Source organism: Paracoccus sp. (in: a-proteobacteria), assembly GCF_046289755.1.
Taxonomy (GTDB): Bacteria; Pseudomonadota; Alphaproteobacteria; order Rhodobacterales; family Rhodobacteraceae; genus Paracoccus.
The window spans coordinates 34,864-60,618 of sequence record NZ_JBKBVD010000016.1 but is presented as its reverse complement, the minus strand read 5'-3'; the positions used below and the strand labels follow the sequence as shown (position 1 = coordinate 60,618).

Genomic DNA, 25,755 nt, shown 5'->3' with positions numbered 1-25,755 from the left:
GCAACGGCGTATTCTACTGGTCGGTCAGCGTGTTGCGGACGGTCCCTCCGCCCGTGGCGGCTGCCGCGCCGCGAATCGTGTGGATCCGCTCAGTCGCCCTCGCCCGGCGCTTCCGAGAAGTATTTCTCCAGCTTTCCGGCCTGCCCGTCCATCTCGGCCGCCGTCGGCAGCGGATCTTTCTTGCGGGTGATCACCGGCCACTGCTCGGAATATTTGCGGTTGAACTCGACCCATGTGTCCATGTCCGGCTCGGTGTCCGGGCGGATCGCGTCGGCGGGGCATTCCGGTTCGCAGACGCCGCAGTCGATGCATTCGTCAGGATGGATGACCAGCGTGTTCTCGCCCTCATAGAAACAATCCACCGGGCAGACTTCGACGCAGTCGGTGTATTTGCACATGATGCAGTTGTCGGTCACGACATAGGTCATCTGGCGCGCTCTTTTCGTGAGTGGCTGTTCAAAGGCGTCACCTAGTCCCTTCGCGGGGATCAATCAACCCATTGGGCAACCCATCGGGCGCGCTGTCGGACAGATCCTGATACAGGGTCTGCGCCTCGCAGGCCGGGCCGCGCCGTTCACCAAGCGCCGTGACACGCAGCACCCGCACATGGCCATGGACCGAGATGACCAGTTCATCGCCGATGCGCACCAGCTTGCCGGGCTTGCTGCTGCGCTGGCCGTTCAGGCGGATACCGCCCTTCCCGATCCGTTCCGCCGCAAGGCCGCGGGTCTTGAAGACCCGCGCCTGATACAGCCATTTGTCCAGCCGCAGGCCGGGGACCGGCGGCGGCTGCACTTATTTGCGGTCCTTGAGCGAGGCCAGGATCGCAAAGGGGCTGTCGGGATCGGCCTTTTTCTCGGGGCGCGAGGTAAAGGTCTTGGGGGCGTTGCTGTTGCCCGAGGGTTTGCCGCCAGGTTTGCCGCCCGGCTTGCCATCGCGGCGTTGACCGCCACCGGCACCGCCACCCTGCTTGCGCGCACCCTTGCCCGCGTTGCGCCCGCCGCCCGCGCCTGCGTCACCTGACCGCGCCTCGCCGTCTTCGCTGCGCTGCGGTCTGGGGCCGCGTTCGGCGGAACCTTCCTCGCGGCGCGGCTGGCCACCCTCGCGACGGCCTTCGCCCTGCGGACGGCGCGGCGCGCGGGGCTTGGGCGCCCAACGGAAGGTAAAGAAGGTCTCAAGCTCTTCGGCCACAGGCGCGACCGGCGCGGCTGCGTCAGCGGCCTCGGCCCCCTCCCCCGATGTTTCGGCGGCAGTCTCGGCCTCGGCTTCGGCGGCTGCTTCGGCCTCGGCTTCGGCGCGGCGTTTCTCGGCCTGCTCGGCCTCCCATTTCGCGCGCGTCTCGGCGGCCAGCACCGATTCCTCTTCGGTCAGCGGCGCATCCGAGGCGGGCGCCTCGGGGGCGGCCTCGACCGGGGCTGCGGCGACAGCCGCCTTGACCTTGGCCCGCTCGCCGCGTTCGGCGGCATAGCCCAGACCTTCCATCAGCCGCGAGAACTGCTCCAGCGTCATGCCGGTGATCGACAGCATGTCGGGATTGGCCTCGAACCCGCCGCGCGTGTCCTGCGCGCGCAGCAGATCGGCCAGGCGTTCCAGCATGTCGATGCGGATCGCGCGTTCACCGGCGGGGCGATAGCCCGACAGGGTGTAATAGCCCGCAGGCACCTCGGGCAGGTTGGGGATCGTGACCAGACCGGGGGGCGGGCTTTCGGGGAATTCGTCCAGACCCTGCGACAGCGACCACAGCACCAGCCGCAGACGGGTCGGCGCCGGTTTCAGCAGCGCGGGCAGGAAAATCGTGAACTGACCGAATCGCACGCCATGCTTGCGCAGCGCCGCGCGCGAGTCCTGATCCAGCTCCTTGACCTCGGTGGCGACACCCTCGCGCGGCAGCACGCCCAGCTGTTCGACCAGCCGGAAGGCAAAGCCACGGGCCAGCCCGGTCAGCGCCTCATCGCGGCTCATGGTCAGCAGCGGCTCGAACAGGGCCGCGACCTTGCGGTCGATGAAATGCTGCAGCCTGCGGCGCACCTTGTCGATGATCTCGGGCCCGGCCTCTTCATCGACGAACACGTCCACGCCCGGATGCAGCGGATCGGCGCCCTTGATCAGCTTGCCCACCGCCTGATTGCCCCACATGAGGCCGCCCTGCTCGGTGAAATCCATCTCGGTGTCGGGCGCGTTATAAAAGCGGTCGGCGCGCAGGTGGAATTCCGGGCGCAGCGCCTCATAGCTGGCGCGGCTGAGCATCTTCGCCTCGTCGGCCGAGCCGGTCTGGTCGGGGCGAAAGCGGAAACCATCCAGACGGCCGGCGAATTCGCCCTCGACCGTCACTTCGCCCTTGTCATTCACTTCGGCCACAAGGCTCTCCTTCTGCTTGAGCCGGCGCAGCAGCACAGAGGTGCGCCGGTCCACAAATCTTTGCGTCAGGGCCGCGTGAAGCGCGTCCGACAGGCGGTCTTCTACAGCGCGCGTCTCGGCACGCCAATGCTTTTCGTCCTGAACCCAGCCGGTTCTTTGTGCCACATAGGTCCAGGTGCGGATATAGGCCAGACGCTTGGAAAGCGCATCAATATCGCCCTGCACACGGTCGATGCGTTTGATTGCCCGGTCCAGCCAGTCGGCGGGAATATGCCCGTCCTGCAGAAATCCGAAGATCCGCGACAGCAGCGTTGCATGTTCCATGGGCGAGATGCCCCTGAAATCGGGCACCCGGCAAACGTCCCACAGCAGCCGCACATCGCGCCCCCCCTGCACCCGGTCGCGGATCTCGGGGATCTCGCGCAGGATTTTCAGCGCCGAGACATCGTCGGCCTCGCGCCCCCGCGACAGCCAGTCATGCGACGGCGCGCCTTCCAGACTTTGCACCAGCCGGTCCATCGTGCCGAATTCCAGCGCGCCATTGCGCCACATCAGACGGCTGATCGGGGCAAAGCGGTGGTTTTCCAGCGCATTGATCAGGCCCTCATCAGGGATCTGCGCATCGCCGGTGACGCCGAACGTGCCGGATTCGGTGTGCCGCCCGGCCCGGCCCGCGATCTGCCCCATCTCATGCGGGAACAGCGACCGCACGCGCCTGCCATCGAACTTGTGCGTGGCCGAGAACGCCACATGCTTGATATCGAGGTTCAGCCCCATGCCGATGGCGTCGGTGGCGACCAGATAATCGACCTCTCCGGCCTGATACATCTCGACCTGGGCATTGCGGGTGCGCGGCGACAGGGCGCCCATCACGACCGCGCAGCCGCCCTTTTGCCGCCGGATCAGTTCGGCCATGGCATAGACGTCATCGACCGAAAAGCCCACGATGGCGCTGCGGGGCGGCATCCGCGACAGCTTTTTCGAGCCCGCCCAGGACAGCGTGGACAACCGCTCGCGGCGGATGAAATGCGCCTCGGGGACCAGTGCTGCAATGGCCGGGCGCATCGTGTCGCTGCCCAGAAACAGCGTTTCCAGCAGCCCGCGCATGTTCAGCAACCGGTCGGTAAAGACATGGCCACGTTCGGGATCGGCACACAGCTGGATCTCGTCGATGGCGACGAAATCGGCGCCGATCTCGGGCATGGCCTCGGTGGTGGCGACCCAGTATTGCACCCGGTCGGGGACGATGCGTTCCTCGCCCGTCACCAGCGCCACGACCGAGGGGCCGCGCACGGCCACGATGCGGTCATAGACCTCGCGCGCCAGCAACCGCAGCGGCAGGCCGATGACCCCGGTACGATGCCCCAGCATCCGCGAGATGGCATCATGGGTCTTGCCCGTGTTCGTCGGGCCCAGAATGGCGGTGATCCGCCCGCGCGTTGTCATGTTCATGCCCTAGATATCGGTGCCCCGGCGCTGCCGTTCCAGACGGGCTGCGGCATCAATCGCCTCTTGCTGGTGGGGATGGATCGCCAAACTGGCGCGATAGGCGGCCAGGGCGCGGTCGGGATCGCCGGTTTCCTCCAGCATCGCGCCCAGTTGGGTCAGGGCGGCGAAATGTCGCGGCTCCAGCGCCAGCGTGCGGGCCAGATCAAGGATCGCGGGGCCGAACTGGCCCGCCATCGCATAGGCGGCGGCGCGGCTGTAAAAGCCTGCCGCGAATTCGGGGGCGTGGTCGGTCAGCGCGGTCAGATGGCCGATGGCCTCGTCCAGATCGCCCCGGTCCAGCGCCTCTTCCCCGCGCCGCAACAGCAGATCCATCGCCGCCGAGCCTGACCGCGACCATTCGCGCAGTATGTCTGATTCGGCGATCCGCCAGCCCTCGCCCGCCGGGTCCGCCAGCCGTCGGAATGCGTCATCAAGGTCGGACGATTGCGCGCCTGCGGCAAAAGCGGTTGCGAGGATGAGAAAAATCGTCCCTACTCCGCAGCGAAATGCCGCCACGGCATTGTGGAAAATGGTGCGGACCGCGCTCATATCCCGATATGTAACCCAGCGCGCCTGTCGGGCGCCAGCCACTGTGCGAGAAGAGGACCAGAAATGAGCGAAGTCGTGAATGCCGCCGTCGTGAAGCTGAGCGAAAAGATCGACAGCTTCGATTCGACCGCGAAATTCGTCATCAAGGACGAAGGCGCGATCCTGATCGACGAGACCGGCGTGCGTGCCGCCACCGATACCGATGAGGCCGAGGTGACCCTGACCGCCAGCCGCGAGACCTTCGAGGGCATTCTGAACGGCGATGTGAACCCCACCACCGCCTTCATGATGGGCAAGCTGACGGTTGACGGCTCGATGGGCGTCGCCATGCAGCTTGGCCAGAAACTGTCCTGACCGGGATGGAGCGGGCGCCCTTTCATCAACTGCCGGGTGACCCGCTTGCCCCCGCGCACGCCTTCTGGCTGCGCGCCGATGACGGCGTGCGCCTGCGCGTCGCCTGCTGGGAAACCGACCGCAGCGCCGCCCTGGGCAGCGTGCTGCTGTTTCCCGGCCGCACCGAATATGTCGAGAAATATGCCCCCGTCGCCCGGTATCTGAACGATGCCGGCTATCACGTGCTGGCCATCGACTGGCGCGGTCAGGGCGCGTCCGACCGTCTGCAGGACGATCCCCGCCCCGGCCATGTCGGCGCCTTCGCCGATTATCAGCGCGATGTGGTCGAGATGGTCATCGCCGCCGGGGAGCTGGAGCTGCCGCGCCCCTGGCATCTGCTGGCCCATTCGATGGGCGGCTGCATCGGGCTGGCCGCGCTGGAGGCCGACCTGCCGGTCGCAAGCGCCGTGTTCTCGGCGCCGATGTGGGGCATCAACCTGCGCCGCCTGCAGCATGGCGTGGCGTTGGGGATTGCCTATCTGGCCGGGCGCGTCGGGCGCGGCGGCCTGCCCGCGCCGGGCAGCGGCGGCGCACGCGGCACCTATGTTCTGGCGGAATCCTTTGCCGCGAACCTGCTGACCCATGATGTCGACGAATGGACCCGCCTTGTGCGCGAGGCCGCGACATGGCCCGAGCTGACGATCGGCGGGGCCACCTATGACTGGGTGTCAAAGGCGCTGAACGAATGCACGCGCCTGTCGCGCATCGCCTCGCCCGATCTGCCGATGCTGGTGACGCTTGGCAGCGATGAACGCATCATCTCGGGTCAGGCGATCCGCGAGCGTGCCGAGCGCTGGCCGCAGGGCGAATTGCTGGAGATCCCCGGCGCCCGGCACGAGGCGATGATGGAAACACCGCCCCTGCGCGACCTGTTCCTGAAGGCCGCGCTGGCCCGGTTCGCCGACAGCTAGGCTAGTCTGCCACGATGCTGTCGGTCGTATCCGGCTTTGGCCGCGCCGGTTCGGATGCCGTGCCGACACTGGGCACGCGCAGGCGCACGCGCTTGATCCGGCGGGGATCGGCCTCGATGACCTCGAATTCGGCGCCCGAGGGATGGGCGATCACCTCGCCCCGCAGCGGCACCCGCCCGGTCAGCATGAAGATCAGCCCGCCAAGCGTGTCGACCTCTTCGCCTTCGTCCTGCGAGGCAAGGCGCAGCCCGGTCTCGGCCTCGACCTCATTCAGCGGCGCGCGGGACTGGATCAGCCACTGACCCGGCTTTTCATTGACCCAGAGCCCGCTTTCGTCCTCGTCATGCTCGTCCTCGATCTCGCCGATGACCTGTTCGATCAGATCCTCGATCGTCACCAGACCGTCCACACCGCCATATTCGTCGATCACCAGCGCCATATGGATCCGCTTTTGCTGCATCTGTTGCAGCAGCACGCCGATCGGCATCGAGGGCGGCACATACAGCATCGGCCGCAGCATCGGGCGCAGGGTGAACTTGCCGCCCTCGCCAAACCCGTGCTTGAGCGTCAGATCCTTGAGGTGGATCAGGCCAAGCGGGCTGTCCAGCGTGCCGCGAAAGACCGGGATGCGGGTAAAGCCGTGTTCGCGGAACATCGTCACCAGATCGTCCAGCGTGATGTTCAGGGGCGCCGCGATGATCTCGGCCTTGGGGACGGCGACGTCATCGACGCGCATCCGCCGCAGATTGACCATGCCCGGCGCGGGCTGGGCATCGGTGCCGGGGGGATTGTGCTGGTCCTCGGGTTCCGGCTCGGCCTCGGTGCCGGTCAGGGCGTGCAGCACACGCCCGAAAAAGCCGCGCTGGCTGGTCTGCTCGCCCTCTTCGTCGGCAGAGGGGGCGGCCTCATGGGCCGCGGCGGGTAATCGGGTCTCGGAGTTCATGGTCCCTGGGTCTCGTGATAAGGATCGGGGATATCCAGCGCGGCCAGAATGGCGCGCTCGGTCGCCTCCATCAGCAGGGCGTCGGGATCATTCTCGTGATCATAGCCCAGAAGATGCAGGGTGGCGTGGACCAGCAGATGCTGGACATGGTGATCGAAGGGCTTGCCCTGCGCCTGCGCCTCGGCTGTGCAGGTGTCATAGGCGATGGCGATGTCGCCCAGTTCGTCGGTGTCGGGCAGACCGGGGCGCGCGCCCGGATCATGGGGGCTGTGTTCGACCGAGGGCCAGGACAGCACATTGGTCGCGCGCGGCTTGCCCCGGAAATCGGCGTTCAGATCCGCGATGCGCGCATCGTCGCAGCCCATGACCACGACCTCGCCGCCGATCCCGTGCCAGTCCAGCGCGGCGGTGACGGCACGGGCCGCCAGACCCTCAAGTCCGGCGGCCTGCCATCGGTCATCCTCGATGACGCAATCGGCGGTGATCTCGTCAGGCATCGTTCCGCATCATCCGGCGGGGCACATATTGCCCCCGCCTCTCATCCGTTTCGCCCCGGCCAAGCGCCGCGACCTCTTCGGCGTCATACGCCTTGATGATGCGCGCGACAAGCGGGTGGCGCACCACATCATCGGCGGTGAAGTAGCTGAAGCTGATCCCCTTGACCCCGCCCAGGATCTTTTCGGCATCGACCAGCCCCGAGGGCATCCCGCGCGGCAGGTCGATCTGGGTGCGGTCGCCGGTGATGACCATGCGCGATCCCTCGCCCAGCCGGGTCAGGAACATCTTCATCTGCATCGAGCTGGCATTCTGCGCCTCGTCCAGCACCACGAAGGCGCGCGACAGGGTGCGCCCGCGCATGAAGGCCAGCGGCGCGATCTCGATCCGCTTTTCCTCGACCAGCTTCTGCATCTGCTTGCCGGGCAGGAAATCGTTCAGCGCATCGTAAAGCGGCTGCATGTAGGGGTCGACCTTCTCCTTCATGTCGCCGGGCAGAAAGCCCAGACGCTCGCCCGCCTCGACGGCGGGGCGCGACAGGATGATCTTGTCGACATGGCCACCGATCAGCATGGTCACGCCGACCGCCACGGCCAGATAGGTCTTGCCGGTGCCCGCAGGCCCGATGCCAAAGGCCAGCTCATGTTCGAACAGCGCCCGGACATAGGCCTTTTGCGCATCCGTGCGCGGCTCGACCGATTTCTTGCGGGTGCGCAGCTCGTAATGGCCCTTGGCGAACATCTCCAGTTGGTCGGTCGGCGACGGGTCATGGCCCGGCTCGATCCCCATGCGCAGGGCGGCGTCGATTTCCCCCAGCGAGACGGGGCGGCTTTTCTCCAGCCGGTCATAAAGGCCGCGCAACAGCTGGCTGGCCTCGGCCTGCGCCTCGGGGCCGCCGACCACGGCCAGCTGATTGCCGCGCCGCAGGATGTGCACACCAAGCGCCTCTTCGATGCGGGCCAGATGGCGGTCATTGGCACCGCAGAGGTCGATCAGCAGCCGGTTGTCAGGAAACTCCAACAGGGTCTCGTTCGGAGGGGGGGCGACGGGGGGCGTTGGCGATAGGCCCAAATCATTCTCCTGCTCAGGCGTCTGTGGTTCATGGTGGCAAGCCTGCGGGATTCGCACAAGGACCACCTGTCCGATTGCGCGGCAACCCTGCCCGGTATCGTGGCAAAACAACGCAGATCACGCGAAGGTTGCATCAACTTTCAGCAATCCCGGCGCCGGGCAGCGGCGGATGGCCCAGAAAAGCGGCGAGTTCCGGCGCCATGTCCATCGCGGCCACCGGCCCGTCCCAGGCGATGGTGCCGCCCTGCAACAGCGCCACCCGGTCGCCGATGGCCTGCACCGAGCCCATGTCATGGGTGATGGTGATGGCGGTGGCGCCGGTCTCGGTCACGATGCTGCGGATCAGCGCGTCGATGGCGCGGGCACGGATCGGGTCCAGCCCGGTGGTCGGCTCATCGAAAAAGATTACCTGCGGGTCGTCGGCAATCGCGCGGGCCAGACCCACGCGCTTGGCCATGCCGCCCGACAGCTGCGCGGGCATCAGACCGGCGGTCTCGGGCCCCAGACCCACGCGGGCCAGCTTGTCGATGGCAATGGCGCGGGCGCGGCTGTCGGACATGCGCTGGCGCAGACGGAAGGCGACGTTCTGCCAGACCGACAGGCTGTCAAACAGCGCCGCCCCCTGAAACAGCATCCCGAACCCGGCCAGAAAGCCGGGTCGTGTGCGGTGGTCCAGCGGGCGGCCCTGCCACAGCACCTGCCCCGCATCGGGCTGCATCAGCCCCAGAATGCACTTGAGCAGCACCGATTTGCCGCTGCCCGACTGGCCGATCACACAGAGGCTTTCGCCCGGCGCGACCGACAGGCTGACCCCGTCCAGCACCCGCCTGGCGCCAAAGCCGCAGGACAGGTTGCGGATCCCGATCAGGGCTGTATCGGGGGGCGCGCCCATCAGAAAAACAGCCCCGTCAGCGCGAAATTGGCAGCCAGAATGCCCACGGCGGCGGCGACCACGGCCGAGGTCGTGGCCCGCCCGACGCCCGCCGCGCCACGGGCGCAGCGCATGCCGAACCAGCAGCCGCTGACGGCCACGACAAGGCCAAAGACCGCGCCCTTGATCAGGCCGGACAGCACATCCCAGGCCTCGAGATAGCTCCAGCTGTCGGCGATATAGCGCGCCGAGGTGAACCCCAGCGATCCGGTGCCCACCAGCCAGCCGCCCATGATGCCGATGATGTCGCCCACCGCGACCAGCACCGGCATGGACAGGATCGCCGCCCACAGACGCGGCGTGACCAGCCAGCGCATCGGATCGGTGGACAGGGTGACCAGCGCGTCGATCTGTTCGGTGACGCGCATGGTGCCGATCTCGGCGGCGATGGAGCTGGCGACGCGGGCGGCGACCATCAGCCCGCCCAGCACCGGCCCAAGCTCGCGCACCATGCCGATGGCGACGATGGCGGGCACCACGTCGCTGGCCTGAAAGCGGGCGCCGCCGGAATGGATCTGCAGCGCAAGCGCCGCGCCGGTGAACAGCGCCGTCAGCCCGACGACGGGCAGCGACAGCCAGCCGATCTGGATCAGCTGCGTCAGGATCGCGCGGGCCGGAAAGGGGCGCAGCCCGCCAAGCCCGCGCGCGGTGAACAGCGCCACCGCGCCCATGCCCCGCACCGCCTGCAGCGCCGGGCGGCCAAGGGCCCGCACGGCACCTAGAGCCACGAGCGCGGGTATCTTTGCCGCAGGGCGGTCAGGATTTCATAGCCGATGGTGCCCGCCAGATCGGCCAGCCGGTCGATGGGCTGGGCCGGGCAGATCAGGTCCAGCACCTCGGGCACCTCGGGCAGCGCGGTGACATCGGCGGTGATCAGGTCCATCGAGACGCGCCCCACGATCGGGCAGCCGGTCCCGCCCGCATAGAGCATCGCGCCGGTCCCCGACAGCGCGCGCAGGATGCCATCGGCATAGCCCGCATCGACGGTGGCGATGCGGCAGGGGCGAGGGGCGCGGAAGGCGGCGCCATAGCCCACCATCTCGCCCGCCGCGACCGCGCGGGTCTGGATCACCCGCAGCGACAGATGCGCGACCTGCTGCGCGTCCGCAAAGGGCAGCCCGCCATAAAGGCCGATGCCGGGGCGCACGAGGTCGAAATGATAGTCCGGCCCCAGCAGGATGCCGCCGGTGGCGGCCAGCGACAGGGGCACGCCCTCGCAGCCCTGCGTCATCTGGCGGAAGCAGGCCAGTTGCTGCGGGTTGGCGGGGTGGTCGGGCTCATCGGCGCAGGCCAGATGCGACATGATGAAACCGGGGCGCGCGGCCAGTGCCTCGGCCCTGATGGCGGCCCATTCGGCGGGCTCCATGCCAAGGCGGTTCATGCCGCTGTCCAGCTGGATGGCAAAGGGCTGGCCGGGGCGCAGGGTGCGGTCGCGGAAGAACTGGCCCGGGCTGTTCAGCACCGGCACCAGCCCGGTCAGATCCTCGCCCGGCATATGGCCCGACAGGATGTTGATGCGGGCGTCATCGGGCAGGTGCGGGCGCAGGGCACGCCCTTCGGCGGCCAGTGCCACGAAGAAGTCACGCGCCCCCGCCGCGTAAAGTGCGGGGGCCACGCGGGCGGCGCCCAGCCCATAGCCGTCGGCCTTGACCACGGCGGCGGTGCGCGCGCCGGGGGCCTTGGCGGCCAGCGCGCTCCAGTTGGCCACGATGGCCGCGATGTCGATCTGCAATCCCATAGCGGTTGAGTGCCCCCGCCTTGGCGCCGCGTCAAGAGCAACCGCACCATCGGCAACCGCCCGCCCCGTGCCCGGCCATCGAGGCCGGTCCCAGGGCGGCGCCCGGCCTGCGGCCAGCCGCGCCCGCCCCGCAGCTGTCCCGCATGATTTTGCAGCTTTGCTATTTGCACCGCCTCCCGGCGATGTAGTTTGCAAATTTTCCCGATTTGTCTTCCTCGGGCCCCGGTCCCGGATTATCCTGCCGCAACCTGATCGGGAGGCTGGGCGATGACGGATATTCTGGCGGAACTGGAACGGCGGCGCGATCGGGCGCGGCTTGGCGGCGGCCAGCGGCGTATCGACGCCCAGCATGGCCGCGGCAAGCTGACCGCGCGCGAGCGGCTGGACCTGCTGCTGGATGAGGGCAGTTTCGAGGAATTCGACATGTTCGTCGCCCACCGCTCGACCGATTTCGGGATGGAGGACGACCGGCCCTATGGCGACGGCGTCGTCACCGGCTGGGGCACGATCAATGGCCGCATGGTCTATGTGTTCAGCCAGGATTTCACCGTCTTTGGCGGCTCGCTGTCGGAAACCCATGCCCAGAAGATCTGCAAGATCATGGATATGGCGATGCAGAACGGCGCCCCGGTCATCGGGCTGAACGATTCGGGCGGCGCGCGGATCCAGGAGGGCGTGGCCAGCTTAGCGGGCTATGCCGAGGTGTTTCAGCGCAATATCATGGCCTCGGGCGTGGTGCCGCAGATCAGCGTCATCATGGGCCCCTGCGCGGGCGGCGCGGTCTATTCGCCCGCGATGACGGACTTTATCTTCATGGTGCGCGACACGTCCTATATGTTCGTGACCGGCCCGGATGTGGTCAGGACCGTCACCAATGAGGTGGTCACCGCCGAGGAACTGGGTGGCGCCTCGACCCATACGAAAAAATCCTCGGTCGCGGACGGGGCGTTCGAGAACGATGTCGAGGCGCTGTCGGAAATCCGCCGCCTGTTCGATTTTCTGCCGCTGAACAACCGCCAGAAGGCGCCGGTGCGGCCCTTTTTCGACGATCCCTCGCGGATCGAGCCCAGTCTGGACACGCTGATCCCTGACAACCCGAACCAGCCCTATGACATGAAGGAGTTGATCCAGAAGGTCGCGGATGAAGGCGATTTCTACGAGATCCAGCGCGATTTCGCGGGCAATATCATCATCGGCTTTCTGCGGATCGAGGGGCAGACCGTGGGCGTCGTGGCCAATCAGCCGATGGTGCTGGCGGGCTGTCTGGACATCGACAGCTCGCGCAAGGCGGCGCGGTTCGTGCGGTTCTGCGACGCGTTCGAGATCCCGATCCTGACCTTTGTCGATGTGCCGGGCTTTCTGCCGGGCACCTCGCAGGAATTTGGCGGCGTCATCAAGCATGGTGCGAAACTGCTGTTCGCCTATGGCGAGGCGACGGTGCCCAAGGTGACCGTCATCACCCGCAAGGCCTATGGCGGCGCCTATGACGTGATGGCCTCGAAACACCTGCGCGGCGATTTCAACTATGCCTGGCCCACCGCCGAAATCGCCGTGATGGGCGCGCGCGGCGCGGTCGAGATCCTCTATCGCAGCGAGCTGGACCAGCCCGAAAAGATCGCCGCGCGCACCAGGGATTACGAGGACCGCTTTGCCAATCCCTTCGTTGCCGCAGAAAAGGGCTTTATCGACGAGGTGATCCAGCCGCGATCCACCCGCCGCCGCGTGGCGCGGGCCTTCGCCAGCCTGCGCGGCAAGCAGCTGACAAACCCGTGGAAAAAGCACGACAACATTCCGCTGTAAGCGACAGGACCGTCCCGACATGCACAAAAGCGTGAATGATGCAGCCGCGCCACAGGGCCGGGGCTGCTTGACCCGGCGCCACGGCTCTGCCTGTCTGCGCGGCACGCGGATGGCTATCATTGCGCGCAGGCCGGCCACCAAGGATGCCGGCCGCAACCCGAGCAGCCGGGCGCCGTTGCGCCCGCATTACAGGAGAGAAATCCCATGTCGAAAAAGATCATCCTCGGTCTGGTTCTGGTGTCTGCCTTTGCCGCATGCCAGCGCCAGCAGCCGCAGGCCGATGTCTTCGTGCCCACCGCCCCGGCCATGTCCAACCCGGTCACGACCGAGCCGGTCTATCGCGGCAAGTTCTGAGACCGGACGTCCGACCTATCCGTGCGGGCGGTCCGACTGCCCGCACGCAGCACCGGCCCCCGCCCATGACCACATTGGGGGCACAACATGCTGAAACATCGCGGCTTTCCCGGCCGCCTTCCCGGAACCGACTTTCAGTTCGTGATCCGGCGCGAGAACCGCAAGAAGGGCGCCACGCCCATCACCCGGCGCGAACGCTTCAAGGACCGCCGCCCGCCTGACAAACGCGCCGATGCGGGCTTTCTGGCCGCGCTGATCGCCCATTTCGGCGAAGAGCCGTTTGTGCGCGGCAATCTGGATGCCGGGCGCCTCGGCTGGCTGATCGGGCGCGAGGTCATCGCCATGGGCGAGTTCGACCCGGCCGATTACGAGCAGATGTTCCGCATCGACATGGCCACCGCACAGGCGTCCTTCCCCGAGCTGTTCGCCGCTGACGCCGCAGACCAGTTCGACTGGGACGATGACGGCGGTGACTGGGGCGATGACGACGACGACGAAGATCGCGGCTGATGCGCGACATGCTGCCAAAAGCGTCGGCGTCACGGCCATGTCAGTTTGACCTGGGCTGCCTCCGTGCGATAACGCTTTGGCATCGACAACCGGTTCCACAACGAACCCTCTATACAGGCTTAAAAACATGCAAAAATCCGTTCTGTTCCGCGTGGCTGGCGTCTCGGCTCTGGTCCTCGGCCTGGCCGCCTGCGATCCCAACATGCAGACCGGCCTGTCGCCCGACGTTCAGCGCGCCGCTGGCGGTGCAGTTGCCGGTGCCGTCATCGCCAAGGCGCTTGACGAGGATCTGGCAACCGGCGCAGCCCTTGGGGCAACCGCAGGCGCCCTGTGCGACGACGCCGGCGTCTGCCAGCGCCGCTACTGATTTCGACAGGACCGGGCAGGACGCGCATCGCGCGCCCGCCCATCATCATACGGGATTAACATCATGTCCAAGTTCTTCGCTATTGCCGCCCTCGTCGGCGCAACGGCCATCGCCGGCTGTACTCAGGGTATCAACCCGACCGACACCGACCGCGCGCTTATCGGTGCGGGCGTCGGTGCGACCGTCGCCCATGTCGGCGGCCACAATGTCGTCAAGGGCGCGGCCATCGGCGGCGCGGCCGGTGCGCTGTGCAACGACGTTCGTCTGTGCCAGTGATCGCCTGACCGGCGGCGCGTCCCGCGCGCAGCCTGACCGCAAAGCCGCCCGAAGCCCCGCGCTTCGGGCGGCTTTTTCATGTTCCGCTTCGGGGGGAAGCCGATGTTCAAGAAAATTCTGATTGCCAACCGGGGCGAGATCGCCTGCCGCGTGATCAAGACCGCGCGCCGTATGGGCATTGCCACCGTCGCCGTCCATTCCGACGCCGACCGCAATGCGCTGCATGTCAGGATGGCCGACGAGGCCGTCCATATCGGCCCGTCCCCCGCCAACCAGTCCTATATCGTGATCGACCAGATCATGGAGGCCGTCCGCCAGACCGGGGCCGAGGCCGTCCATCCCGGCTATGGATTCCTGTCGGAGAATCGCAAATTCGCCCTGGCGCTGGAGGCCGAGGGGGTCGTCTTCATCGGCCCGCCCTCGGGCGCGATCGAGGCGATGGGCGACAAGATCACCTCGAAAAAGCTGGCCATTCAGGCGGGCGTCAGCACCGTGCCGGGCCATATGGACCTGATCGCGGACGCAGACGAGGCCGTGCGCATCAGCGCCCGGATCGGCTATCCGGTGATGATCAAGGCCAGCGCGGGCGGCGGCGGCAAGGGCATGCGCATCGCCTGGAACGACGATGAGGCGCGCGAGGGGTTCCAGTCCTCGAAGAACGAGGCCGCCAGCAGCTTTGGCGACGACCGCATCTTCATCGAGAAATTCGTGACGCAGCCGCGCCATATCGAAATTCAGGTGCTGGCCGACAGCCATGGCAACGCGGTCTATCTGCACGAGCGCGAATGCTCGATCCAGCGCCGCAACCAGAAGGTCATCGAAGAGGCGCCCTCGCCCTTTCTCGACGAGGCGACGCGGGCGGCGATGGGGCAGCAGGCGGTCGCATTGGCGAAGGCCGTGGGCTATACCAGCGCGGGCACGGTCGAGTTCATCGTGGACGGCGCGCGCAATTTCTATTTCCTTGAGATGAACACCCGGCTGCAGGTCGAACACCCGGTGACGGAACTGATCACCGGCGTCGATCTGGTCGAGCAGATGATCCGCGTGGCGGCGGGCGACGCCCTGCCCTTTGCGCAATCCGATCTGAAGATCACCGGCTGGGCGATGGAAAGCCGCCTCTACGCCGAAGACCCCTATCGCGGCTTTCTGCCCTCGATCGGGCGGCTGACGCGCTATCGCCCGCCCGCCGAGGTGGCGGCGGGGCCGATGCTGGAGAATGGCAGATGGCTGGAGCAGGCCCGCCCCGGCGCGCAGGCCGTCAGGAACGACACCGGCGTCTATGAGGGCGGCGAGATCAGCATGTTCTACGACCCGATGATTGCGAAACTCTGCACATGGGCGCCCTCGCGCGGCGAGGCCATCGAGGCGATGCGTCTGGCGCTGGACGAATTCGAGGTCGAGGGGATCGGCCACAACCTGCCATTCCTGTCGGCGGTGATGGATCACCCGAAATTCGTCGCAGGCGAGATCACCACGGCCTTTATCGCCGAGGAATATCCCGACGGGTTTCAGGGCGCGGCCCTGCCCGATGATGAGACCGGACGGGTTGCCGCCGCCGCCGCCGCAATGCACCGCGTGGCCGAGATCCGGCGGGCCCGGATCAGCGGGCGGCTGGACCATCACGAACGCCATGTCGGCGAGAACTGGGTGGTGTTTGTCGGCACGCAGGAATTCCCGGTGCGCATCCGGGCCGACCGCGACGGCTCGACGGTCGAGCTGGGCGGGCGCGAATTGCGGGTGGAAAGCGGTTGGACGCCGGGCGACAGCCTTGCGCGGCTGACGGTCGATGGCCGCCCGCTGGTCCTCAAGGTCGACCGGATCGCGGCGGGCTACCGGCTGCGCACGCGCGGCGCCGATCTGCGCGTGCATGTCCGCCGCCCCCGCGCCGCCGAACTGGCCCGGCTGATGCCGGTCAAGGCGGCGCCCGACACGTCGAAATTCCTGCTCTGCCCGATGCCGGGGCTGGTGGTGAAGATCAATGTGGCCCCCGGCGACGAGGTGCAGGACGGCCAGCCGCTGGCCACCGTCGAGGCGATGAAGATGGAGAACATCCTGCGCGCCGAGCGCAAGGGCATGGTGAAATCGGTCACTGCCGAAGCGGGCCAAAGCCTGCGCGTCGACGACATCATCATGGAGTTCGAATGACCGGGGCGCCCCCTGCCCGCGCGGGCCGCGTTGCGGCGCGGCGTGCCCGAAATCAGGGCGCGGCCTGCGCCATGACGGGCCGTCCGGGACGGGCAGTCCGGCCCGACACCGCCATGTCAGAGGCCCGCATGACGGCTCAGCGGGCCGGGCTGGCGCGGCCCGTTTCCTGCCTGCGCAGGGGAAAGCGGTCGATGGCGCGGCCGATCTCGCGCACGCTCCATGGGAAGGGTTTGCGCTGCTTGACCTGCCCGTCCTTGTCGATGATCACCAGCGAGAACCCGGCGGGCCGCAACTGCCGGCGCCAGACGCCCCCCGCCTGCGGGTCGGTGTCGGTGATCACCACCACATCGCGCGGCACCAGCATCGACGCGCCCTGCGTCAGCATCCGCATCTGCTCGGCAAAGGCCGGGTCGTCGGGCGTGTCGGCAAAGACCACGATCGGGCGCTGGGTCCACAGGAACTGTGCGGGTTCCACCTCGGTCGAACCGACGATCTGCAGACCGTCAGGCCCAACCGCGCCCTGCGACGTCATGCCGCTGCCCGGCGCCGCCGTTTCCGGGGCGGTCTGGCTGGAAACCGGCGGCAATCGCGCCGGATTGCGCTGTGGCGTGGTGCGATCGGTGGCCGTTGTGGCCCCGGGTGGCGCCTGCGGATCGGGCGGCGGCGCATTCCGGCCCGGCCCCATTGCGGCCAGAGCCATGGCGAATATCAGGAATTTCAACTTCATCGGCACCTCATCCTGTACTGAATATAGGGCAGGACGCGCTGCGGGAAAGGACGGATCATGACAAAACCCACGCTGGACGAGTGGCGCAGGCTGGCCGGGACCGAACTGAAGGGCCGCGACCCCGACAGTCTGACCTGGAACACGCTGGAAGGGATCGCCGTCAAACCGCTGTATACCGAGGCCGATCTGGACGGGCTGGACCATCTGGGCGGGTTGCCTGGCCTTGCGCCCTATACCCGCGGCCCGCGCGCCACCATGTATGCCGGGAGGCCATGGACGATCCGCCAATATGCGGGTTTCTCCACCGCCGAAGCCTCGAACGCATTTTACCGCCGCGCGCTGGCGGCGGGGCAACAGGGCGTGTCGGTGGCCTTCGATCTGGCGACGCATCGGGGCTATGACAGCGATCATCCGCGTGTCGAGGGCGATGTCGGCAAGGCGGGCGTGGCCATCGACAGCGTCGAGGATATGAAGATCCTGTTCGACGGTATCCCACTGGACCGCGTGTCGGTGTCGATGACGATGAATGGCGCCGTGATCCCGATTCTGGCGAATTTCATCGTGACGGGCGAGGAACAGGGCCATTCGCGCGCGGTGCTGTCGGGCACGATCCAGAACGACATCCTCAAGGAATTCATGGTGCGGAACACCTATATCTATCCGCCCGAACCCAGCATGCGGATCATTGCCGACATCATCCAATATACCTCGGATGAAATGCCCAAATTCAACAGCATCTCGATCTCGGGCTATCACATGCAGGAGGCGGGCGCGAACCTCGTGCAGGAGCTGGCCTATACGCTGGCCGACGGGCGCGAATATGTGCGCGCGGCGATTGCGGCGGGGATGGATGTGGATGCCTTTGCCGGGCGGCTGTCGTTCTTCTTTGCCATCGGCATGAATTTCTTCATGGAGATCGCGAAACTGCGCGCCGCGCGCCTGCTGTGGCACCGGATCATGTCCGAATTCAATCCGCAGAAACCGGGCAGCCTGATGCTGCGCACGCATTGCCAGACCTCGGGCGTGTCGTTGCAGGAACAAGATCCCTATAACAACGTCATCCGCACGGCCTACGAGGCGATGTCGGCGGCGCTTGGCGGCACGCAGTCGCTGCACACCAACGCGCTGGACGAGGCGATTGCCCTGCCCACCGAATTCAGCGCCCGGATCGCGCGCAATACCCAGCTGATCCTGCAAGAGGAAACCGGCATCACCAATGTCGTCGATCCGCTGGCGGGTTCGTATTACATTGAGGCGCTGACAGCCGAACTGGCTGAAAAGGCCTGGGCGCTGATCACCGAGGTTGAAGAGATGGGCGGCATGACCAAGGCCGTGGCCTCTGGCATGCCCAAGCTGCGGATCGAGGAGACGGCGGCGCGCAGGCAGGCGCTGATCGACCGGGGCGAGGATGTGATCGTCGGCGTGAACAAATACCGCAAGGAGTCCGAAGACCCGATCGACATTCTCGACATCGACAATGTCGCCGTGCGCGACAGCCAGATCGCGCGGCTGAAACGCATCCGCAGCCTCCGCGACGAGGCCGCCGTGCGCGCCACCCTGGCCGAGATCACGCGCCGCACGCGCGAGGGCGGCAACCTGCTGGAGGCCGCCGTCGAGGCTGCCCGCGCCCGCGCCTCGGTCGGGGAAATCAGCATGGCGATGGAGGACGAGTTCGGGCGCCACCGGGCCGAGGTACGCACGCTGGCGGGGGTCTATGGCGCCGCCTATGAGGGCGATGAGGGGTTTGCGCAGATCCAGCGCGATGTCGAGGCATTCGCCGAAGAGGAAGGCCGCCGCCCGCGCATGCTGGTCGTGAAGATGGGGCAGGACGGGCACGACCGGGGCGCCAAGGTGATCGCCACCGCTTTTGCGGATATAGGCTTTGACGTGGATGTCGGCCCGCTGTTCCAGACCCCGGAAGAGGCGGCGCAGGACGCGATCGACAACGATGTGCATGTCGTCGGGATCAGCTCGCAGGCGGCGGGGCACAAGACGCTGGCGCCCAAGCTGATCGAGGCGCTGAAGGCGGCGGGCGCGGGCGACATTCTGGTCATCTGCGGCGGCGTGATCCCGCAGCAGGATTACGAGTTTCTGCGCCGCGCGGGCGTCAGGGCAATCTTTGGCCCCGGCACCAATATCCCGCTGGCCGCAGCCGAGATCCTGAAACTGATCCGCGAGGCGGGACGCTGAGCGCAGCCTTGTTTGCGTCCCGCGGCCGCAAGGGGGGCTGTCTGCCCCCCTTGACCCCCCGAGGATATTTGTCCCAGGGCAAAGGGGATGTTGCCGCCGCGCGCCAGCCATGACAGGTCTGGCACAGCAGGAGTGGACGGAACATGAGCGACGGACGCCGCGGATCGGTCAAGCAGGTGATCTGCATCAAATGGGGCACGGCATTCGGGCCTGAATATGTAAACCGCCTGCATGCGATGGTGGCGCGCAATATCACGCCGCCGTTCCGGCTGTTCTGCTTTACCGATGACAGCACGGGTCTGCACCCCGATATTGCCATCAGGCCTCTGCCCGATTTCGACTATCAGGCGCCGGTCGGCACCCTTGGCAAATGGCCCAAATCGCGGCTGTGGGGGGATCTGGGCGATGTCACCGGGGTCGTGCTGTTTCTGGACCTGGACGTGATCGTGACCGGTGATCTGGACCCGTTCTTCACCTATGGCGATCCCGATGACACGGTTCTGGGGCGCAACCCCACGACGCCGTTCGAGAAGATGGGCCAGACCTCGGTCTATCGGATGCGGGTGGGCAAGCTGGCGCCGTTGCAGCAGATCTTTGCCGCCGATCCGCAGGGCATCGCCGATACCTATCGCTTCGAGCAGCGGTTTGTGACACGCAATGCGCCCGGCGGCGTGCTGTTCTGGCCGCGCGGCTGGCTGGCGCATTTCCGGCTGCATTGCGTGCCGGTGTTCCCGCTGAACTATCTGATCGAGCCGCGTATCCCGCGCCGCGCCCGTATTGTCATGTTTCCGGGCAGCCTGAACCCGCCCGACGCGATCCTTGGCCGCTGGCACGAATCCGATCCCGTCCGCACGCCTCTGGCCCATCTGCGCGCGGCGGTGAACGGCGAGCGGCGCGAGGGGGTCATCAGGCATCTGCGCCACTACCTGCGCCCGACCTCATGGGTCGCGCGGCTGTGGAAGGACTAGCCCGCCCCGTTTCGCGCGTTGCAACACGCGCTCAGGCAGGCTAACACCCGCAAAATCAAGGATGAGAGGCTGCCATGTCGTCCCCCCTCCGTCTCGGCATTGCCGGGCTTGGCACCGTGGGTATCGGTGTCGTCAAGATCGTGCAGAAACACGCCGACCTGCTGGCATTGCGGGCGGGGCGGCCCATCGTGATTACCGCCGTCTCGGCGCGCGACCGGATGAAGAACCGCAGCGCGGATCTGTCGGGCTATCGCTTTGAAAGCGACGCGATGGCGGTGGCCACCGCCGATGATGTCGATGTCTATGTCGAACTGATCGGCGGCGAGACCGGCGTGGCGCGCGACAGCATCGAGGCCGCCTTGCGCGCGGGCAAGGATGTCGTCACCGCCAACAAGGCGCTGCTGGCGGTCCATGGCGGCGAACTGGCCGCACTGGCCGAAAGCCTTGGCCGCGTGATCCGCTTCGAGGCGGCCGTGGCGGGCGGAATCCCGGTGATCAAGGCGATGACCGAATCGATGGCGGGCAATGCCATCACCCGCGTCATGGGGGTGATGAACGGCACCTGCAACTATATCCTGACCCGCATGGAAAGCGCGGGCCTGCCCTATGAGGCGGTGTTCGAAGAGGCCCGGCAACTGGGCTATCTGGAGGCCGATCCGACGCTGGATGTGGGCGGCATCGACGCCAGCCACAAGCTGGCCATCCTGTCCTCGATCGCGTTCGGCACGCAGGTCAATTTCGACGCCGTCGAGATCGAGGGAATCGAGCGGGTCAGCATCGACGACATCCGCCGCGCCGCCGATCTGGGCTATCGCATCAAGCTGCTGGGTGTCGCGCAGATGACCCCGCGCGGGCTGGAACAGCGCATGTCGCCCTGCCTCGTGCCCGCCGACAGCCCGCTGGGGCAGCTGGTCGGCGGCACCAATATGGTCGTGATCGAGGGCGACAGCGTCGGCCAGATCGTGCTGCGCGGCGCCGGAGCGGGCGAAGGCCCCACCGCCAGCGCCGTCATGTCGGATCTGGTCGAGATCGCGCGCGGCGTGCGCCTGCCGGTTTTCGGCCAGCCCTCGGCCAGCCTGATCAGCGCGCAACCGGCCCGCACCGCCGTCCCCGCCGCCTATTATATCCGTCTGGAATTGCAGGACAAACCCGGTGCGCTGGCCAAGGTTGCCTCGGTTCTGGGGGATGCGGGGATTTCCATCGACCGGATGCGCCAATACGGCCAGCACAGCCCCGCCAGCGTCCCGGTTCTAGTCGTGACCCACAAGACCACGCCCGACGCCATCGACTTTGCCATCGAGGCCCTGCCCCGGACCGGGGTTCTGGTCAGCGATCCGGTCGAACTGCGCATCGAAGAGGTCTGAGACAGGCGCCGGGCGCCACCAAAAAAAAAAGGGCCCGTCGCCGGTTGGCAGACGGGCCCAGGCTCCGTGTCTTTCGCACGCTCTGCTCGGACAGGTTTCCGCCGCCCGTTGATCGGGCGGGGGACTGGCCGGGGCGGAGGAACCCTCAGGGGCCCTGCGCCCCTGTCGTCAGGGGATGGGGCCGCCGGTGCCCCGCCCCCTCAGCTGCATCCGCTGGTGCCGCCGCAGGTGTTGCACTTCATGCAGGTGCCATTGCGCACCAGCGTGTAATTGCCGCATTCGCCGCAGGGATCGCCCTCGTAGCCCTGCATCCGGGCGCGGTCGCGGGCCGTGGCGGGATGCAGCGCCGCCGCCCCGGACATGCCGCTCGCCACTGCCGCCACCGACACGCCGCCCTGCAGCACCATCAGATCCTGCGGCAGCCGCTTGCGCAGATAGCCCGCGCTGCTGATCTGCTTGAGCATGGTCAGCGATTTCAGCTCGGACTGGTCGCTGACCGGGGTGATGTTCGCGCCCTCGGCCTCGCCGCCGCCGATGTCGTCGAACCGCGCGCCTTCGGGTTTGACATGCGCCAGATCGGTGCGGTCCAGATAGCTGACCGCCAGTTCGCGGAACACATAATCAAGGATCGAGGTCGCGTTCTTGATGCTGTCATTGCCCTGCACCATCCCCGCCGGTTCAAAGCGGGTGAAGGTGAAGGCATCGACGAACTCCTCCAGCGGCACGCCGTATTGCAGGCCCACCGACACGGCGATGGCGAAATTGTTCATCATCGCGCGAAAGCCCGCGCCTTCCTTGTGCATGTCGATAAAGATCTCGCCCAGACCGCCATCGTCATATTCGCCGGTGCGCAGATAGACCTTGTGCCCGCCAACCATCGCCTTTTGCGTATAGCCCTTGCGCCGCTGCGGCAGCTTTTCGCGGTGGCTGCGCACGACCTGCTGTACGATCACCTTCTCGATGATCTTTTCGGCCATGACGGTGGCCTTGGCATGGGGTGTGCCGCTGGCCATGATCTCTTCCGCCTCATCGTCATCCCCGATCAGCGCCGAGGCCAGCGGCTGCGACAGTTTTGATCCGTCGCGATAGAGCGCATTGGCCTTGATCCCCAGACTGTGGGACAGCGCGTAGGCGGCCTGCGCATCGGCGATGGTGGCACCGTTGGGCATGTTGATCGTCTTGCTGATCGCGCCCGAGATGAAACTTTGCGCGGCCGCCATCATGCGGATATGGCTGTCCACCGACAGATAGCGGGTGCCGGTCTTGCCGCAGGCATTGGCGCAGTCGAAGACGGGCAGATGCGCGGGGTCCAGATGCGGCGCGCCCTCCAGCGTCATGGTGCCGCAGACATGGTCGTTGGCAGCGTCGATCTGGGCACGGGTAAAGCCCAGATGGCGCAGCAGATCAAAGCCCGGATCAGCCAGCCGGTCGGCCGGGATGCCAAGCGTGCCACGGCAGAACCCGGCACCAAGCGTCCACTGGTTGAACACAAAGCGGATGTCGAAGGCGCCTGGCAGCGCGGCCTCGATCTTTTCGATCTCGCGCGCGCCGAACCCGTGGCCCGCCAGCGCGGTGTGGTTGATGCCGGGCGCATTGCCAAGCGTGGCGTGACCGACCGCATGGCCGATGATCTCTTCGATCTGCGCGCTGGCATAGCCAAGCGCCTCAAGCGCGGCGGGCACCGACTGGTTGATGATCTTGAAATAGCCGCCGCCCGCCAGCTTCTTGAACTTGACCAGCGCGAAATCGGGTTCGATCCCGGTCGTGTCGCAATCCATCACCAGCCCGATCGTGCCGGTGGGCGCGATGACGGTGGCCTGCGCGTTGCGATAGCCATGCGCCTCGCCCAGGGTCAGCGCCTCGTCCCAGGCGCCGCGCGCCATGGCGACCAGCCGCTTGTCGGGGCAGTTCGGCGCATCCAGCGCCACCGGCGCCACATTCACCCCCTCGCAGGGCTGACCATAGGCGGCGGCGCGGTGGTTGCGGATCACCCGCAGCATGTGGTCGCGGTTTCTGGCATAGCCGGGGAAAGCGCCCAGTTCGGCCGCCATCTCGGCGCTGGTGGCATAGGCCACGCCGGTCATGATCGCGGTCAGCGCGCCGCACAGCGCCCGGCCCCGGTCGCTGTCATAGCCCAGCCCCATATTCATCAGCAGGCCGCCGATATTGGCATAGCCCAGCCCCAGCGTGCGGAAGTCATAGCTGCGCTGCGCGATTTCCTTTGACGGGAACTGCGCCATCAGCACGCTGATCTCCAGCGTCACGGTCCACAGGCGGCTGGCATAGGCATAGGCCTCGGCATCGAACTGCCCGTCCGCCCAGAAGCGCAGCAGGTTCAGCGAGGCGAGGTTGCAGGCCGTGTCATCCAGAAACATGTATTCGCTGCACGGGTTGCTGCCCCGGATCGCGCCGTCTTCGGGACAGGTGTGCCAGGCATTGACCGTGTCGTGAAACTGGATGCCGGGATCGGCGCAGGCCCATGCCGCATGCCCGATCTGGTCCCACAGCGCGCGCGCGCTGACGGTTTTGGCCACCCCGCCATCGGTGCGGCGGATCAGCTCCCACGGCTGGTCCTCGCGCACCGCACGCAGGAACGCATCCGTCACCCGCACCGAATTGTTCGAGTTCTGGCCCGAGACGCTGACATAGGCCTCCGAGTCCCAATCCGTGTCATAGGTCGGGAATTCGATGCTGTCGAAGCCCTGGCGCGCATATTGCAGCACCCGGTTGATATAGGTCTCGGGGATCATCACCCGCTTGGCCGCCCGGATCGCGGCCTTCAGCGCGGCGTTCACCGCCGGGTCGGTCGCGTCCGCCATGTTGCCGTCCCAGCCCCGGATCGCGGCGAACAGACCGTTCAGCTTTTCCTCGTGCATCTTCGAGCCGGCGACGAGGCTGGCGACCTTCTGCTCCTCGATGACCTTCCAGTTGATGAAGGCCTCGATGTCGGGGTGATCCATGTCGCAGATCACCATCTTGGCCGCCCGCCGCGTGGTGCCGCCCGACTTGATCGCGCCCGCCGCCCGGTCGCCGATCTTCAGAAAGCCCATCAGACCGCTGGACCTGCCGCCGCCCGACAGCCGCTCACCCTCGCCGCGCAGCGACGAAAAGTTGGTGCCGGTGCCGCTGCCATATTTGAACAGCCGCGCCTCACGGACCCACAGGTCCATGATGCCGCCCTCGTTCACCAGATCGTCGCTGACCGACTGGATGAAACAGGCATGCGGCTGCGGATGCTCATAGGCGCTGGAGGATGCCGTCAGCTTGCCGGTCTTGTGATCGACATAGAAATGCCCCTGCCCCGGCCCGTCAATGCCATAGGCCCAGTGCAGCCCGGTGTTGAACCATTGCGGGGAATTCGGCGCCGCCATCTGGCGGGCCAGCATATGGCGCATCTCGTCATAATAGGCGCGGGCGTCGTCTTCGTTGGAAAAATACCCGCCTTTCCAGCCCCAATAGGCCCAGGCCCCGGCCAGACGGTCAAAGACCTGCCGGGCGCTGGTCTCACCCACAAAGCGCGCCTCCTCGGGCAGCGCCGCCAGCGCCGCCTCGTCGGCGACATGGCGCCACAGAAACGCGGGCACGCCCTTTTCTCGCACGGGTTTCAGCGCGGCGGGCACACCGGCGCGGCGGAAATACTTCTGCGCGATCACGTCGCCGGCGACCTGGCTCCAGCCCTGCGGCACCTCGACATCGGCGTTGTGAAACACGACCGAGCCGTCGGGATTGCGGATTTCGCTGGTCGTGGTCGCAAAGGGAACGTCGCCATAGGCCCCGCCCTCTGCCGTGGTAAAGCGCCGTTCGATCTTCATGCCTGCCTCATCCGCCTGCTCAGCCTCAATGCGCCGCATGCGGGCACCGGCGCTGACAGCCCCCGCGCGCCGGTCAGGCGACGGGACCGGGATCAAGAGGTCCGGGCCTAGCATGTCATCTCCGTGAAAGTTGTGTGGCGTTGATCTGATACCACTACATCTTGTGCCGCCTTGGCTTATCCCCACAAACTGCCGGGTGAATAGCGTCAATTCAACTGATTTTTTCGCCGTGATCGCGCGGTTTCACCGTTGACAGAGAGCCACCTGCAGCGCTGCGGGATTCGCACACAGCGCCGGGGGCCGAAGCTTCATCCGCAGCGACAAATACGAAAAACCGGCCATTTTTTCAGGATGTTGCACCCGAG

Annotated in this window: 23 protein-coding genes; 11 read left to right on the top strand and 12 right to left on the bottom strand. The window is 66.7% G+C overall.

Features of this window, described 5'->3' with window-relative positions; all coding sequences use genetic code 11:
* Positions 1 to 89: 89 nt before the first annotated feature.
* The 4 genes from fdxA to ACK41U_RS08280 are packed head-to-tail and all read right to left on the bottom strand — an operon-like array spanning position 90 to position 4,395.
* Positions 90 to 428, bottom strand: a complete 339-nt coding sequence (gene fdxA / locus ACK41U_RS08295; RefSeq protein WP_409678240.1) for a ferredoxin FdxA — start codon at positions 426 to 428, stop codon at positions 90 to 92.
* Positions 429 to 465: 37 nt separating this feature from the next.
* Positions 466 to 795 (bottom strand): RNA-binding S4 domain-containing protein, encoded by a 330-nt coding sequence (locus tag ACK41U_RS08290; protein ID WP_409678238.1) that lies wholly within the window; start codon positions 793 to 795, stop codon positions 466 to 468.
* Positions 796 to 3,804, bottom strand: a complete 3,009-nt coding sequence (locus ACK41U_RS08285; RefSeq protein WP_409678282.1) for a helicase-related protein — start codon at positions 3,802 to 3,804, stop codon at positions 796 to 798.
* 9 nt (positions 3,805 to 3,813) lie between these two features.
* Positions 3,814 to 4,395, bottom strand: coding sequence for a tetratricopeptide repeat protein (locus tag ACK41U_RS08280; RefSeq protein WP_409678235.1), 582 nt, complete (start codon positions 4,393 to 4,395; stop codon positions 3,814 to 3,816).
* A 63-nt stretch (positions 4,396 to 4,458) separates the two neighbouring features.
* Here ACK41U_RS08280 and ACK41U_RS08275 point away from each other — a divergent pair, with 63 nt between their 5' ends.
* Both ACK41U_RS08275 and ACK41U_RS08270 read left to right on the top strand, forming a co-directional pair.
* Positions 4,459 to 4,749 (top strand): SCP2 sterol-binding domain-containing protein, encoded by a 291-nt coding sequence (locus ACK41U_RS08275; RefSeq protein ID WP_409678232.1) that lies wholly within the window; start codon positions 4,459 to 4,461, stop codon positions 4,747 to 4,749.
* Between the two features lie 5 nt (positions 4,750 to 4,754).
* Complete coding sequence (locus tag ACK41U_RS08270) at positions 4,755 to 5,699, top strand: alpha/beta fold hydrolase (RefSeq protein WP_409678229.1); 945 nt, start codon at positions 4,755 to 4,757, stop codon at positions 5,697 to 5,699.
* Between the two features lies 1 nt (position 5,700).
* Here the strand turns inward: ACK41U_RS08270 and ACK41U_RS08265 are convergent, their stop codons facing one another.
* The 6 genes from ACK41U_RS08265 to alr all read right to left on the bottom strand — a co-directional run bounded on the left by ACK41U_RS08265 (position 5,701) and on the right by alr (position 10,877).
* A complete protein-coding gene (locus ACK41U_RS08265) occupies positions 5,701 to 6,642 on the bottom strand; it encodes a transporter associated domain-containing protein (protein WP_409678226.1) in 942 nt (313 codons plus the stop codon).
* Positions 6,639 to 7,139, bottom strand: a complete 501-nt coding sequence (ybeY, locus tag ACK41U_RS08260; protein ID WP_409678223.1) for an rRNA maturation RNase YbeY — start codon at positions 7,137 to 7,139, stop codon at positions 6,639 to 6,641. The genes ACK41U_RS08265 and ybeY overlap by 4 nt, the downstream gene beginning before the upstream one ends.
* A complete protein-coding gene (locus tag ACK41U_RS08255; protein WP_409678220.1) occupies positions 7,132 to 8,208 on the bottom strand; it encodes a PhoH family protein in 1,077 nt (358 codons plus the stop codon). The genes ybeY and ACK41U_RS08255 overlap by 8 nt, the downstream gene beginning before the upstream one ends.
* Positions 8,209 to 8,341: 133 nt before the next feature.
* On the bottom strand, positions 8,342 to 9,076 hold the full coding sequence (locus ACK41U_RS08250) for an ABC transporter ATP-binding protein (RefSeq protein WP_409678279.1): 735 nt from the start codon (positions 9,074 to 9,076) through the stop codon (positions 8,342 to 8,344).
* Between the two features lie 23 nt (positions 9,077 to 9,099).
* A complete protein-coding gene (locus ACK41U_RS08245; protein ID WP_409678276.1) occupies positions 9,100 to 9,810 on the bottom strand; it encodes an MlaE family ABC transporter permease in 711 nt (236 codons plus the stop codon).
* Positions 9,811 to 9,857: 47 nt separating this feature from the next.
* Complete coding sequence (gene alr / locus ACK41U_RS08240) at positions 9,858 to 10,877, bottom strand: alanine racemase (RefSeq protein ID WP_409678217.1); 1,020 nt, start codon at positions 10,875 to 10,877, stop codon at positions 9,858 to 9,860.
* A 267-nt stretch (positions 10,878 to 11,144) separates the two neighbouring features.
* On the opposite strand from alr, the gene ACK41U_RS08235 reads away from it, so the two are divergent.
* The 6 genes from ACK41U_RS08235 to ACK41U_RS08210 all read left to right on the top strand — a co-directional run bounded on the left by ACK41U_RS08235 (position 11,145) and on the right by ACK41U_RS08210 (position 16,329).
* Positions 11,145 to 12,677, top strand: coding sequence for an acyl-CoA carboxylase subunit beta (locus ACK41U_RS08235; RefSeq protein WP_409678214.1), 1,533 nt, complete (start codon positions 11,145 to 11,147; stop codon positions 12,675 to 12,677).
* 204 nt (positions 12,678 to 12,881) lie between these two features.
* The gene (locus tag ACK41U_RS08230; RefSeq protein WP_409678211.1) at positions 12,882 to 13,031 is read left to right on the top strand and encodes a hypothetical protein; all 150 of its coding nucleotides are present in this window, start codon (positions 12,882 to 12,884) and stop codon (positions 13,029 to 13,031) included.
* 87 nt (positions 13,032 to 13,118) lie between these two features.
* Positions 13,119 to 13,541, top strand: coding sequence for a hypothetical protein (locus ACK41U_RS08225; RefSeq protein WP_409678208.1), 423 nt, complete (start codon positions 13,119 to 13,121; stop codon positions 13,539 to 13,541).
* A 127-nt stretch (positions 13,542 to 13,668) separates the two neighbouring features.
* Positions 13,669 to 13,908, top strand: a complete 240-nt coding sequence (locus tag ACK41U_RS08220; protein WP_409678205.1) for a hypothetical protein — start codon at positions 13,669 to 13,671, stop codon at positions 13,906 to 13,908.
* 63 nt (positions 13,909 to 13,971) lie between these two features.
* On the top strand, positions 13,972 to 14,184 hold the full coding sequence (locus ACK41U_RS08215) for a hypothetical protein (RefSeq protein WP_409678202.1): 213 nt from the start codon (positions 13,972 to 13,974) through the stop codon (positions 14,182 to 14,184).
* A 102-nt stretch (positions 14,185 to 14,286) separates the two neighbouring features.
* Positions 14,287 to 16,329: a biotin carboxylase N-terminal domain-containing protein gene (locus ACK41U_RS08210; RefSeq protein WP_409678199.1), complete on the top strand. Its 2,043-nt coding sequence runs from the start codon at positions 14,287 to 14,289 to the stop codon at positions 16,327 to 16,329.
* 136 nt (positions 16,330 to 16,465) lie between these two features.
* Here ACK41U_RS08210 and ACK41U_RS08205 read toward each other — a convergent pair whose 3' ends face one another.
* Positions 16,466 to 17,056: a DUF4174 domain-containing protein gene (locus ACK41U_RS08205; RefSeq protein WP_409678196.1), complete on the bottom strand. Its 591-nt coding sequence runs from the start codon at positions 17,054 to 17,056 to the stop codon at positions 16,466 to 16,468.
* A 57-nt stretch (positions 17,057 to 17,113) separates the two neighbouring features.
* Here ACK41U_RS08205 and scpA point away from each other — a divergent pair, with 57 nt between their 5' ends.
* The 3 genes from scpA (at position 17,114) to ACK41U_RS08190 (ending at position 21,578) form a co-directional block, all read left to right on the top strand.
* A complete protein-coding gene (scpA, locus tag ACK41U_RS08200; protein ID WP_409678193.1) occupies positions 17,114 to 19,246 on the top strand; it encodes a methylmalonyl-CoA mutase in 2,133 nt (710 codons plus the stop codon).
* A gap of 143 nt (positions 19,247 to 19,389) precedes the next feature.
* Positions 19,390 to 20,214, top strand: a complete 825-nt coding sequence (locus ACK41U_RS08195; protein ID WP_409678190.1) for a glycosyl transferase — start codon at positions 19,390 to 19,392, stop codon at positions 20,212 to 20,214.
* A gap of 74 nt (positions 20,215 to 20,288) precedes the next feature.
* Positions 20,289 to 21,578 (top strand): homoserine dehydrogenase, encoded by a 1,290-nt coding sequence (locus tag ACK41U_RS08190; RefSeq protein ID WP_409678187.1) that lies wholly within the window; start codon positions 20,289 to 20,291, stop codon positions 21,576 to 21,578.
* Between the two features lie 200 nt (positions 21,579 to 21,778).
* Here the strand turns inward: ACK41U_RS08190 and ACK41U_RS08185 are convergent, their stop codons facing one another.
* Positions 21,779 to 25,390 carry a vitamin B12-dependent ribonucleotide reductase gene (locus tag ACK41U_RS08185; protein WP_409678273.1) on the bottom strand — a complete coding sequence of 1,204 codons (3,612 nt, stop codon included), beginning with the start codon at positions 25,388 to 25,390 and terminating at the stop codon, positions 21,779 to 21,781.
* Between the last annotated feature and the right edge of the window lie 365 nt (positions 25,391 to 25,755).